We start from the raw sequence: 13,887 nt of genomic DNA on the forward strand, positions 1-13,887 counted from the left end.
AACACTGTTTAATTTTATGGAGTTTCCAATGGGCCGCAGATCTGACCATAGCCGCGACGAACTGTTTGAAATGGCACTGAATGCTGCAGAAAAAATCGTTGAAAAAGAAGGGATTACATCTCTTACTGCACGGCGCGTATCAAAGGAAATCGGTTATTCTGTCGGCACCATATATAACCTGTTTGATAATTTGGATGATTTGAGCTTGCACGTTAAAGCCCGCACGCTTGATGCGCTTTACGCCGTTATTAAAGATACTGTGCAGGGAAAAGATGTCACAGAAGACTTCCTTGCCTTAAGTGGTGCCTATTTCCAGTTCCTGACAGAGAACCCGAACACTTGGGGGTCTATTCTGGAGCGTGTCAGCGCGGACGGTAAGGCCCTGCCAAACTGGTATCTGGAAAAAGTTGCGATGCCTTTCTCTGTTGTTGAGCGCGCCCTGATGCCTCTCTTTGTAGGCCAAGCTGACGCACAAGAAAAAGCGGAGTATGCAGCCCATACACTGTGGTGCGGCGTGCACGGCATTGCTGTTTTGGGTATGGAAAAAAGCTTGGAAGCCATGGGCAGCAAAGACGCAAAAGCTATGGCCGACTATATGATTTTGACTTTCTTAAAAGGTTTAAAGCACTCATGAACAAGCCTCGCATAACCTTACATTCATATTCCTAACATTAATTGCAGTAACATTACTGACAGTTACGGGTACAGGTCGAGGTCAACGACCAAATATACTAGCCCCAACAATGGGCGGTACACAACTCTGGACTGACGAAGCTTTAATAGGCGGCTAGCGTATTCAACGGGACATAAATACAGGACGCTGCCGTTTACGTGGTAACCGCAATATACACCAAGCATTAGTACTAACTCGCGTATTCATCGGCAAGAAGCTGGGCTGTTACATAATCGGTTTTGCCAGTTCCGAGGACAGGGATTTCGTCCACCACCTTGATATATTTTGGTAGCATAAGCCCTGACATGCCCTCGGCTTGCAATTTGGCGGATACTTCACTGCCTTCTGCTCCCTTTCGCGTGGTTAGCAACACAAGCTGCTCACCCTTCTTGACATCAGATACAGCCACTACAGCATGGGCTTCATCAGGCCAAAGGTCAGAAACAACACCCTCAACAGCGGTTAGGGACACCATTTCACCGGCGACTTTAGCAAAGCGCTTGGCACGCCCTTTGATGGCAACAAAGCCCTCTGTGTCAATCTCGACAATATCACCTGTGTCGTACCAGCCACCCTCAGGCTTCTCTAAAACACCTGGCTTATCAACTCGCAGATAACCCATCATAATGTTAGGGCCGGTTACAACCAATTTGCCGCCCTCCTCAATGCCCGGTACCGGCTCAAGCTTGTACTGGATTCCCGGCAGCAGCCGCCCAACAGTATCCTGCTTTATATGCATTGGTGTGTTCACTGCGAGCACGGGCGATGTTTCAGTGGCTCCGTACCCTTCGAAAATACGTACACCAAATTTATTTGCATACAGGCGGCGGGTTTCCGGTTTTAGCTTTTCTGCCCCCGCGAACACATAGCGCATGGAATAGAAGTCATAGGCATGGGCAAAGCGGGCGTAACCAGAGAGGAATGTATCTGTCCCGAACATAATAGTGGAATTTGTTTCATAAACCAGCTCTGGCACTATTCGGTAATGAAGCGGGGACGGATACAAAAATACCTTCAAGCCAGAGAGAACAGGCAAAAGCAAACCACCTGTCAGACCGAATGAATGAAAAATCGGCAAAGCGTTAAAGACCGTGTCAGAGGGTGTGAAGTCAACTATGGCGGAAAGCTGCAAACGGTTTGACTGGATGTTCTTATGGCTCAAGACCACGCCTTTCGGCATACCTTCAGAGCCTGACGTAAATAACACCACCCCAGCTTCGTCTGGTTTAGTACCTTGGCTCATACGGTGGTGCCAAAACTCAGGCGATAAACGCGCAATTAGGGCAAACAGCTTATCGCCAAGCCCCACCTTTTCCTTAATGTCTTCCAGATACACCAGCCTGTATTTATCTGATAGCACCGCAGCTATATCTTCCATTCCACCCGCTTCAATGAAACGCTTTGACGTTAGAATGGTTTTAATTTCTGCCGCCGTACAAGCTGCCTTAATATTTTTGACACCCGTTGAATAATTCAGCATGGCAGGTACACGACCATAGGCTTGCAATGCAAAAAAGGTCACAACGGCACCAACACTGTTTGGCAAAAAGAGGCCAACAATTTCACGCGGTTTAGTGTTCTTCTTTAATCTTCGCCCTAGCGCAAAAGAACCAAGAATAAGCTTTTTGTAATTGACCGGATTACGTTCAATATCCTCAAGAACAACTTGCTTACCGCCGTGTACACTGCGCGCGTCGATCAAGCTTTCAAAGAGCGTGCGGTCCGTGTTGCTCGTTGTAAACATCAGGTTTGACATCTGGTTATAAAGGGCTTCAGCAAGCCACTGCCGCCTGCCACGAGCAGACAAGCCCTCTGGTGCCTCAAACCGAACTGGTGGCTGAATATTGAGAGTGATCTTAGGGAACCAGCGCAAGCGCAGCACACCCTTAAGCCTTGAAAAAGGGGTGAACTGAGCACCCTCAATACGAATAGGGAGTATAGGAGCGTGCGCCAAATGCGCAATCGTTCCCGGCCCTTCGTACACTTTCATCAACGCGCCTGTAACCGTTAACCGTCCCTCAGGAAAGATAACAATACGGCGACCCTTCTTGACCTCTTTCACCAGTGACTTGGTCGCCATCGGGTTTGTGGGATCAAGTGTTAACAGATCAAAGAGAATGAAAGCCGGGCGAACCCACCATTTTTGGGCAATGTGGGTATTGATTGCAAAAGTAAGCTGATGCGGGATAAATGCTCCCAGCAAAAGCCCGTCCAGAAAGCTGGTATGGTTCGCGATAATGACCGTCTTGTTAGAAACTTTTTGATAGTTCTCCAACCCTTTCACCTCAACACGGTAAAAGGTTTTTAAAAGGGTTCGCACAATCGACTGCACAAGGTCTTGCGGTAATAGCTGTACGATATAAACAGCTACAAATGTGCTGAATATGCCAACAACAAGAAACATAGCTGGAATAGAAAAACCAATGCCCGTCAATACTGCTGTGATAACAGCAGACGCGACCATAAATAAAGCGTTGAGAATATTGTTTGCAGCTATCACCCGTGCCCTGATTGGCTTGGGGCTGCGAGCCTGCAAAATAGCATAAAGCGGGACAATATAAATACCACCTGCAATAGCCGCCCCCAGCATATCAACTAGAATACGCCAGCTTGCCGGCATCGCAAGAAACTCAGCCACGGTAAGGAGGCCTCCACCCTCTGGCGCAAGGCGATTGCTCGCAAAATACATATCGATACAGAAAATTGCCATCACCACGGCTGCAATGGGGACAAAACGAGCTGACACCATGCCTTTCAAGAGGCGGTTACAAACAAGCGACCCGACCGCGATACCAATCGAGAAAAGTGCAAGAAACAAAGTAACTAGAGCTTCTTCTGCCCCGATGGTTTTCTGCGCATACGCCGGGAACAGTGTGAGGAACGTAGCACCCACAAACCAGAACCAACTGATACCGAGAATAGCATGATATAGAACTTCTCGCTTTTTCACCTGACCAACGATAGCAACTGTTTCACTGATAAAGTTCCAGTTTATCTTCAAGTCCGGCATACCAGCAGACGCTGCAGGAATTTTTCGAGCCGCCACATACCCGCCCACAGCCACAAGGATTAAAAGTACCGAGACTATTTCCTTACCCCCTGGGGCTTGAACCACCAACCCCATGATGGTTCCGATGAGAATGGACAGGAATGTGCCCATTTCAATGAGGGCGTTACCACCAATGAGTTCTTCTTCCTTCAAGTGGTCAGGCAATATCCCATACTTCAGTGGTCCAAAGAATGTGGACTGGGCCCCCATAAGGAACAAAACCGCGAGTAACATATAGGTATTTGAAAACAGAAAGCCGATAGCTGCGAGCACCATCAAGGCTACCTCTAACATCTTGATACGACGTATGAGGCCCGACTTTTCCATCTTATCCGCCAGTTGCCCGGCAAGTGCAGAAAACAGAAAGAAAGGCAAAATAAAGAGGCCTGCAGCAACTGTGCCCAGCAGTTCAGGCTCTACCTGCATCTCGGCAGCGACCACATAGGTGAAAAGAAGAATTAATGAGTTTTTGAAAAGATTATCATTAAAAGCACCCAAGAACTGGGTCACAAATAACGGTAAAAAGCGCTTCTTCTTTAAAAGCTCTAACTGTGGCTCGGCCATAACGGCTTGCCTCCCCCAATATTAACACATTCAAAACACTCTAAAAAGTCTTTCCAGCATACGCAAACTATATAAACGCATAAGCCTTTCTATACTTTGAAATATTTATTAGAGTAGCCCATGTTCTGAATTGATTATGGTTCTTAAATTTAATCATATGTAGGTTGGTAAAGTACACCAAACAATTACAAACGATCCAAGTGGGGAGGATCAATGCGACATATTGTTTATGCGATCACGTTTAGTTTTCTTTTTTGCTTTCAACTTCATGCGCAAGAGACACCAGCCCTTGATAAGGCATTAGAAGAGATAGGCGCACCTCAAAGCACAGTGAATAAAGTCAAACACCTAGACAAGTTCCTTTTTTCGCAAGATCAAGCAACGTTTTCAGGGCTGGCGCAAAGAAGCCCTTATGATCAGTATGGCGGGCGGCAACGTTTAGCATTTGCTGGCAATATCAGCTCTAATGAACGCTTTTTGACAACTATCGTAGATGACTTGGGCAAAGAATTATTTCCTCAACAAATCATTATGGATGCTCCCCAAACAGACGCTGACATTCTAGTGGTTGGAGTTTTCGATATAGCAAATTCAGAGACACCTGAATTTAAACAAAAATATAGAAGCTTTACAGAGGTCCGAGAAAGCCAAGAGCAAGACAGTTTTACAACATCTGATAATACATGCCGTGTAATACGAACACGTAGCGATAACACGATCATTCGTACTCTCATTATAGCTCTCAGGGATAACCTTAACCACTTAACTGGACGCAAGCAGAGTTCAATAGGATCATGCATTAACCGTGGCCACTATTATCACTTCGGGTACTCGAACGTAGCTAAATATGGGCGGAAACAGTTTGCTGTTAATGCTCTCGGTAGCCCTCACATTGCTATGGCAAAAGAATACCAGCCCCCCTTCTCAACACTTTTAACGAATGGACAGTATATTGGGGCCACTAGGCTAGAGCTTCTAAAGGCGATTGCGCAAACAGAGTTCAAAAGTGAAACCCCTTCGGCAATACAGGCTGTTGACGATCAAGCTGAAGGTCGAGACTACAGAGGAACAACCCTTGGTGATACACGCATTAAAGGGCCTAATGAAACTACGCGAGAATATGATCGCTGGGCGTTCAAAAAAGGCCAAGATCGGCTCATATCAAGAAACAACAATATTACTCAGAGCTATTATACTGGTACATTGAACCATAATAATGATCTTATTGCTTTTAATCATACTTATCTCAGTGCAGTTACTTTTTCCGGCAATTTACTAGAAGCTGGAATAGCTGAAGTGGCGGACCTAATGATCATTGGGTTAGGCGATATTTCCGAATTTGATACTGCCCCTTTTAGGGAGAAATATGCGCCCTTTTTCCCATCTAAATACCAGCAAGATGAAATACGCCCTGTAAGTTTAGATGGGAAATGTGTGCTAATTCGCGCTCGTAAGGTAAACACTGTCATCTCGACTATTGTAGGGGTAGAAACAAACTTACATAAAGAAACTAAAAACAGTGGCCTTACGCCGGATAAAGTCATTGATTGCATAAATCGTGGACACTATTTCCATTATGGCTTTTCAAACATTGGATACCAAGCGGCTAACACGTTTGGGACTTTCCGCATTGACACAGACTTACCCTTCAATGACGGAAGAGGCTATACCCTGCCATCAGACATTAAAGTGACCCCGCCTCGCCTGATGGCTGATAGAAAAACTGCTGGTAGTAAACGTAAAAATGTACTGATCGCATATAGAAATGAGATCTGGCCTGAAGGAAAAAACAAATTCACCACCATTAATGGTAATACTGTAAATACATTCACTGTTGAGAAAATAACCCCTCCTAGTAGATCTCATTACCCGGAGAGTCCTGAGGTAAAAGAGGCTAAGCTGGCATACCATGCTGCCATTAATGAGTTGATGGAATTTGCTAGACAGAAGAAAGCCTTAATTGCAGCAAACCCAAGCGCTTATGATCCTGAAGCCAGAAGCCAAGCATACCTTGACCTAGAGCGTGAAGCACAAGAGATGTACAAAAAAGTTGAAGGCTTAGAAGCAATATATAAAGCGCTCTCTAGAGCACAGATGGAAGGCAAGAAGTAGTAGGGATTTATGTTACTCAAAAAACACCTTAAATGGCTCACCAGCTTAAGTTTTGCCCTTTTATTTGGCTGCAATGAAAAAGACCATGTGCAAGGTCAGCCTGTTGACTTGATCACTGCTGTTTTGGAGGAATCCCTCACTGATATTCCTGACTGGCAGGATAATGACGCTCTGACAAAATCGATGCTTTATAGTTACATGGCTGCCGAACAATGTACGAAAGCAGTCGAAGTCACTAAGTTCTTATTGAACCCAAAAAACAAAGATACTTTAGACCATGTTTCTGCGGCCAAAAAACACCAGCAATTGACGGCTGGGTTTAAAGTTTTTCCTCCTCGCCGTACCCCTGGCCCATGTTTTGATGACGTGGCCAAGACTATTTATGGAAACATGGAAGTGTTTCTTCCCACATATCTGGACGCAGCTTCTGGTGTGTTGGAAGAGATAGCAGAGACATATCGTAGATTTGGCGAAGATGAAAAAGCTGAAGGGGCCTTATCACTAATCCATACTTTACCTTGGCCCATCCAAGATGGAGTACAAACCAAAAGAAGCTCCTATAGAAGTTTGTTGCCTCAAGTAACAGCTTTCTACGACAGAGGGGAAAAGGATCAAGCGGTAAGCCTTCTTAAAAAGATTTGGTTTGATGAATTGCCAAACTACCAAGCTCCCAGTGGTTATGAATTGGAATATGTAGCTAGAGAGGCTCTAAGACTGCGTGAATATGCTCTGTATTTTAAAATGATTGAGGGCTACGAAAAGTCTAAATGGGTAAATGTAAACTCAAACATTTATACAAAGGATGCGCTACTTCATGCACCAACCGATATAGCCTACAAAATTGTAGCCCTTAGTGATCCAAAAAACAGATCAAAAAGTAAACTGCCAATCTTCTTTGAAAAATATGCTTACGAAAACCCATCAAACATCAAAGAAATAGCACCTAATTTATTTAAATGGATAATGGACCCTTTGCGAAGAGCGCGAGCCCAAGCCTTTTATGGTGGGTGGCTTGGGCATGGTGGCGACACAGATGGGAAAGCATGGTGTGAAACAGCTCCAAAAACTGCAAAGCTAGCCGAAAAATACGGTTCCAAACCAGATGAATTCCATGAACACCATTTAATACGCGCTTTAGGGTTTTGTGCCTTTGGTACTGGTGGCATTAGTAGTGTCCAGGCCCTTGCTGAACAACGCTTTAGTAATAAATATAAAAGCGCTATCGCAGGTGGAGCCAGTGTTATGGCTTTACACGATCAAGATTGGGATAATTTCACGGAACTACTCAAGCTTACTATAAATACTGATGAGCAACACTTGGCATGGTTAAATCTATTAAACATCGTGCAAAATAATCACTCATATACAGTTCCGGTCAGTGTCGTAAAATTGCTGAATGAACAGATAAAAAGACATAAGAAGCAACTTGCGAGAACACAATTACAGAAACTACAATTCCTGATTTCTCCCTATTCAGAGCAAATAGAATTACTGACAAATCAATTAAAATCAGCACAAGAGAATGAGCAGCATAAGCTGCGTCTAAAACTAGCGTCCACCATACACCAGAGTGGTGACAAGGCAGCCGCTATGGAGATTTTAGAAGAATTATCAGAACAAGCACTGATGTCACAAAACCCCCAACAATTGATAGATGTAATCAGCAATATAGGGCAAATGGGCAGTTGGCCACGAGCAGTTTCCATACTTAAAAAGGCTAAAGACCCTAACTTTCGGGCTCAGGCATCAATACTTTTATTAACGATAGTAGATACCCCTCTTAAAATCCTGAATTAACCAGAGTGATCGAAAATTACTCAAAATCTTTGCTCTGCTACACACAGTTCAGGCTTGCGCTCACACGAATAACCAGTAACTTCAAATGTGTGTAATTTGGGGGTTAACATTGGTGGCTTATTCGTTTCGCGCTTTTCTGGCGATTGCACTTACAGCTTCACTCTTTTCTGGTAGCTTTATCAGAGCTTCAGAGCTGACTGATAAAGAAGCTATTCGCTATTTCAGTCAGGCAGACCAATATCTTGGTGCCAGCTTATCACCAGATGGGAGCCATTACTCAATCTGGAAAATGGACGGTGCTTCCTTCCAGCTTAACGTCCATAAACGTGGCGTGGCTGAGACTGACACCATCCAAACTTACCAATTTCCCTCTGGTCTCTTTAACTGGCATGCCTGGCTGGATAACACACAGATCATAACAAGCATCACCCGGATTCCAGAGACGGCACCAATTCTGAACGTCACATCCACAAAGAAGACCAAAAGCCGCGTGAGCGGCCTAACCAGGCAAATTTATATAAGCGATATTACGACTGGTAAGATGGTCCTGATTTTGGAATATCCACTATCTGTGGTTCTTGCGAACAACTCAGATGATTTTTTACATGCCCTGCCGGATGATCCAGAGCACTTCATCATGGCGTTTGCGCCTGACGGCGGTGAATACCCGGGCGTTTATAAAATCAACGTTCACACTGGAGCAACACAAGAACTGGCCGCCCCTACAGAGCCATTCACCAGTTGGGTCGTTGACCGAAGTGGCAACCTTCGTCTTGCTAGCGGCTGGGGCGATGACGGGATGGAAATTAAGGTCAAACAAGCTGACACAGGAAAATGGAACACCTTAAGCGACCACCCACTCTTTAAAGAAGGCCGATTTGGTGTTCTTGGCTTTGATGATAAGGGAAAAAACCTGTACTTGCGTTCATCCCTTGGAAAAGGCAGAAGCGTGATTTACCGGTTTGATATGGACCGCACGGTCATCAACAAAAAAATGTTTGAACATCCTTTTTTGGACGCCGGCACACTTCTTCTCACCAATGACGGTGAGACCATCCTCGGCGCAACTTATGTGGACCATAAGCCAACTATTGAGTTTTTAAATGAGGCCTTTCAAGCAGATTATGAACATCTACAAAGTTTATTGAACGGTGCAGACATCATCATCTCTGACATTGATGACACAGGCAATATTTGGCTTGTTCAAACGCTATCCGCCACTAAGCCTGCACAGCTATATATCTATGATAAATCTTCTAACGCACTCTCCCTGATCGAAACCAAAACTACCTCAGATATAACGCCTGACCCTAACAGCATGACTGCCGTAAAGTTTTTCAGCCGGGACGGACTGGAAATACCGGCTTATTTAACTTTGCCATCCGGCAAAAAAGACAATCTGCCTTTCATTATCATGCCTCATGGCGGCCCATGGGTCAGAGACATGATGCTCTATGATAACTGGGCACACTTTTTCGCCAATCGTGGATACGGCGTCTTGCAGCCAAACTACCGTGGGTCAAGCGGATACGGCGATACGTTCGAAGCTCGCGGATACGGGGAATGGGGACTTGCCATGCAAAATGACCTTGTTGATGCTGCCGACTGGCTCGTCGATGAAGGCTATGCTGACAAAGACCGCTTTTGCATTGTTGGTGGCTCCTACGGTGGCTACGCCGCGCTTGTCGCTGCCTTCAAGAACAGTGACACCTTCAAGTGTGCTGTATCTTTTGCGCCCGTTTCAGACCTTGAGTTCTGGATAAACACAGTTGCTTCCAGCAAGGGAGAGCGCAAAACCCTCATGTACCGAACTGTCGGTAGCAAGAAACGTAAAGACCTTTATGCCCAGTCTCCTAGCAGACAAGGCAAAGAAGTATCGATGCCGCTTTTGATACTACATGGTTCATCAGATATCCGCGTTGCCCCGATCCATAGCGCTCTCATGTCAACTGCTTTGAAGAAGTATACGAAACCACACGAACTGATCTGGCTTAAAGGCGGATCACACTTTCTCTTACAGCAGGAGCACCGAGAGATCTTTCTGCGCAAATCTCTCGATCTTCTTCAAGAAACGATTGGCTGATCAGTGCATTACCAGCTGCCTGAAGGGAGGTAGCTCATCGACGAGCATAAAACTTAGCTTTATATCCACTCGGCGGTCTTTATTCCCCAAATAGGAATATGTCTCGTTATACCGCTGCAACACGCCCGCATGGTAGGAATCGACCACCACAAATGAATGCGCCTGTTTCTCACTCGCCAATTTTGCGGCAGCTTCCATCGCCTTTGACCAATATGTGTCATCATCAAAGGCTGCACTATTATCAAAATAGAAGCTATAGACATCATTATCGCGAGGGATAATTTTTACAGGTTCAAGCTGAACAGACATTTCAAACGCGTCGAGGGGTATTGTCGGTAACAAGAGCACAAGCCCATCGAGCCAATCACGCTTAGAATACTGAGTAGGGTAATTGGCGCGGTTCCTACCAAGTAGATACTCCCATTCACTGATAGCCTGCTCATCCTCATTATGCTTGGCGATATATAGGTTTAGCTTTTCACAGTAAGTTCTCAGGCAGTCATTCTGTATCACAACCTTATACTTTAGAGCTTCTGGAACTTGATCCTTTTCAAAGTAATAGAGGGCATACAGACTATCTAACTGCTCTGTATCGATCCCTATTAACTTACCGGTGAATTTAGATGTGAAAATAGTCGGATAGAGCGCAGGCAGGTCAATTTCTTTGGTCGCAGAGTTGCTCTTAATAGCGTCTAGCAAACTCATAGCTTCCTCATAACGGCCTTCCAGAAGTTCTACAGCGGCAAGATCAACCAACAACTTACCGGCGATCATTCTATCTTCATGGTCAGACAGAAAGTTAAAAATCGCTCGACGCGCTTCTTCATATTCACCCTTTTCTATCAAGAGCTTCGAATAATCATCATAATGCCGCGGATTTGCGTAACCATATCTGAAGTGCTGTTTACGTGCCTCAATATAGGATGGTAAATCTCTGTGCTCATTCGCTATGTATAGCTCTACAGCCCTCGACCAAAAATAATTTGGGTCATTGGAGCTAATATCTTTGACCGCTTCAAGAGCCCCCGCGAAGTCATTTTCATGCATAAGCTTGATAACCTGAAGCATCTTGACTGTTCTATTATGAATGGAAAACCGACTTCCATTCTTATTTGCTTCCACTTGTTTGGCCACCTGCTGTAAATATTCAATAAACCGATCAGACTGTTTATCAACAAAATATAGCCGTGCCAGCACTAAGGAAATATCCGTTATCTGCTCGCTAGAGAGTTCACCTTTATACTCCGTCAGCAAGGCTTCACAGTATACAGCTTTCTCTGGTGCTCTTTTTTTATCAAGTATATAAAGCGGCACAAACCGTGTCGGTAGGCAACGCTCCATCACCTCATGTTTCGTTAAAACCGATGCTCTCTTCTCTACAAGTGCAACATTTGTTTCAACGTCCTCAACTGCCCTTCTATCAAGCCGAAATGCTGACTGGTCTGGTTTTCCCATATGGGTTGCAAGAAACGCTTCTAGCTTTTGGTAAACTGCTGCGCGCACTTCTTGTCTACGGATACCCCGTCCTTCTCTAGGATGGCTCAACAGCTCAAAAGGAGCGCCTGACTTTTTCATTCGCTTATCGAACTCGAGTATCTCCTTGCCAGAGATAAATGGATCGCGGAGGCCATAGAATATCATAATGGGTCGAGTGGCTTTTTTTGCATATTCCATAGGCGAAATATCATAAACGTCACCCCTGCTTTTATCGCCTTTGATCACCCGCTCAGCACCACGACCATACAGAAAGCGTGATATCTTGAGGTAAGTATCAAGTTTAGGAATCGGAGAAAAGGAAACTCCGCAGGTGAAAGTTTTGGGATATTTTAAAGGCGCCAGAAGAGCTGTGTATCCACTAAAATCATCTGTTCCAATGATACATACACTATTTGGGTCCGCCAGTCCTTCTGAAACCATATGGTCCACACCGTCAATAAGGTCATTCAGCGTGCCATCCCCCCACTCGCCCACGCCAAGAATTTGGTGTTCAAATGAAAAACCTGTTGAGCCACGATAGTTTGGTTGCAATACACGGTAGCCCCGACTTGCTAAAAACTGCGCCAGCCTGTGGTAGCCCCACTGATCTTGCGTATGAGGACCACCATGCGGAAGAACTATCAAGGGGGCAGCTTCATGGTCAGCTTGCGTAATCGGGTTGGTGACAAGCGCAGGAATTTCGAGACCATCCCTTGCATAATATCTTAGCATGCTAACGGGTGAGAGGAGTTTAGGGTTTAAGTGCTCATTGATTTCCTCAATGGCTTCCAACTCTTTGGTAAGGGCATCAAATAAATATACAACGCCAGGGTATTTATCACTGGATGACTTAAGCATCCAATATCGGCCATCTAATGTTTGGCTTAAAACCTGATTGTTTCTCTTGGGAAGAGCTGCTTCTATGGCAGATAATGTTTTCTCGTACTCCGCGTCTAAAAAGTGCCGTTTCAGGCGATCTTCCCAATAAGTAACCGCTAGAAGTTTTTTATTATCCGCAGATACTTCAAGATCCCAAATATCAACTGTGGGGTGCTCGAAAATCTTGTCCGTCATTTTACCAAGTGAGAGATCAAACCGGTAAACAGCAAAGCGCCCATTCGCGATTGCTGAACTAACGATGAGGTTCGCGCCGTCACCTTCAAACATGATGGGGAGAAAGCTACCCTCTTTAAAAGAGGCGTTGTCGCCATAATCAACCCAGTCAGAAAAAGCCGTTGGTTTTACTATCATGACTATTTTTTCTTTATGGGCCCCAAAACCAAGCCGCAGATTACCATCTGCATCAGTCATCCAGCGTGAGATATGCTCATGTTCTTTCTCAACCAACTCCAGAGCGCCGTCATTAATATCTAACTTGTAAACACCGGGATAAGATTTGCCATCCTCACTCAGTGCCACAAGAATTTTGTGTTTTTCTTCCGGTAGCGTGTGCAAGATAACATCGCGAACCATCGCTTCAGGTTCATAGACATCAAAGGTTTTCACAAAAGATGTGTGGGCCTTATTTCTCGGAAAAACGCGAAGCACAAGATTCGGTACACCACCTTTTTTCCTATCGTACCGCCACCGGCGAGACTGCACCAGAATATGGTCATTGCTGAGCCAGTGCACTGCTTCCAAATCACCATCACTATGCAAGAACCTTGGGTGAGGCTCATCCTCTTCCGGTTCAATTGCTTTAACAGCGACAAACGAACGTCCTCCGCTACTCTCTAAAACAATCATGTGAGTGCCATCGGGGGACAATTTTGCATTTGACAGTGCTGGGTCGATTGCGAACGCCTGTACCGGAATCTGGTTCGGTCGCTCATAATACGGATACGCGACATCTCTTGCAGCACCGTATTCCTGCGCATAGCTCGTGGACGTTACCCAAATTTGAGAGGAAACTAGAAAACTAAATAAAACGACAGATAGCCTAGCGCAAACATGAAACATACAGACCCCCATGCCATATTCATGTAAGCACAACCTTAAACATCTTTTTAGAGATGTAAACTAGATGAGGTTTTCATCTTTTTGCGCTTCCAGTGCGCTATTTTTTCAGAAAATGGAAAGTTCCGTAGAGATACTTATTGAAAAGTCTATATTTTTCAGTAAGATAATGGCGCA

Annotated in this window: 6 protein-coding genes; 4 read left to right on the forward strand and 2 right to left on the reverse strand. The window is 45.0% G+C overall.

Annotation, left to right across the window (positions count from 1 at the left end; genetic code table 11):
• The first annotated feature begins 28 nt into the window (after window positions 1–28).
• Window positions 29–634, forward strand: a complete 606-nt coding sequence (locus tag ICL80_RS00820) for a TetR/AcrR family transcriptional regulator (RefSeq protein ID WP_194214252.1) — start codon at window positions 29–31, stop codon at window positions 632–634.
• Between the two features lie 229 nt (window positions 635–863).
• On the opposite strand, the gene ICL80_RS00825 is transcribed toward ICL80_RS00820, so the two are convergent.
• A complete protein-coding gene (locus ICL80_RS00825) occupies window positions 864–4,286 on the reverse strand; it encodes an acyl-[ACP]--phospholipid O-acyltransferase (protein ID WP_194214253.1) in 3,423 nt (1,140 codons plus the stop codon).
• Window positions 4,287–4,499: 213 nt separating this feature from the next.
• Here ICL80_RS00825 and ICL80_RS00830 point away from each other — a divergent pair, with 213 nt between their 5' ends.
• From ICL80_RS00830 to ICL80_RS00840, 3 genes are all read left to right on the forward strand, one after another.
• Window positions 4,500–6,398 (forward strand): hypothetical protein, encoded by a 1,899-nt coding sequence (locus ICL80_RS00830; RefSeq protein WP_194214254.1) that lies wholly within the window; start codon window positions 4,500–4,502, stop codon window positions 6,396–6,398.
• A gap of 9 nt (window positions 6,399–6,407) precedes the next feature.
• On the forward strand, window positions 6,408–8,195 hold the full coding sequence (locus ICL80_RS00835) for a hypothetical protein (RefSeq protein ID WP_194214255.1): 1,788 nt from the start codon (window positions 6,408–6,410) through the stop codon (window positions 8,193–8,195).
• A gap of 112 nt (window positions 8,196–8,307) precedes the next feature.
• Window positions 8,308–10,278, forward strand: coding sequence for an alpha/beta hydrolase family protein (locus ICL80_RS00840; RefSeq protein WP_194214256.1), 1,971 nt, complete (start codon window positions 8,308–8,310; stop codon window positions 10,276–10,278).
• On the opposite strand, the gene ICL80_RS00845 is transcribed toward ICL80_RS00840, so the two are convergent.
• A complete protein-coding gene (locus ICL80_RS00845; protein ID WP_194214257.1) occupies window positions 10,279–13,713 on the reverse strand; it encodes a prolyl oligopeptidase family serine peptidase in 3,435 nt (1,144 codons plus the stop codon). It abuts the gene before it with no gap.
• Window positions 13,714–13,887 lie beyond the last annotated feature (174 nt).

The sequence above is a fragment of the Kordiimonas pumila genome (assembly GCF_015240255.1).
In the GTDB taxonomy this organism is placed as follows: Bacteria; Pseudomonadota; Alphaproteobacteria; order Sphingomonadales; family Kordiimonadaceae; genus Kordiimonas; species Kordiimonas pumila.

What these genes read in the sequence shown, in the direction of transcription:
- ICL80_RS00835 (WP_194214255.1), top strand. Translation starts at nt 6,408, where the DNA reads ATGTTACTCAAAAAACACCTTAAATGGCTCACCAGCTTAAGTTTTGCC.
- ICL80_RS00830 (WP_194214254.1), top strand. Translation starts at nt 4,500, where the DNA reads ATGCGACATATTGTTTATGCGATCACGTTTAGTTTTCTTTTTTGCTTT.
- ICL80_RS00825 (WP_194214253.1), bottom strand. Translation starts at nt 4,286, where the DNA reads ATGGCCGAGCCACAGTTAGAGCTTTTAAAGAAGAAGCGCTTTTTACCG.
- ICL80_RS00845 (WP_194214257.1), bottom strand. Translation starts at nt 13,713, where the DNA reads ATGTTTCATGTTTGCGCTAGGCTATCTGTCGTTTTATTTAGTTTTCTA.
- ICL80_RS00820 (WP_194214252.1), top strand. Translation starts at nt 29, where the DNA reads ATGGGCCGCAGATCTGACCATAGCCGCGACGAACTGTTTGAAATGGCA.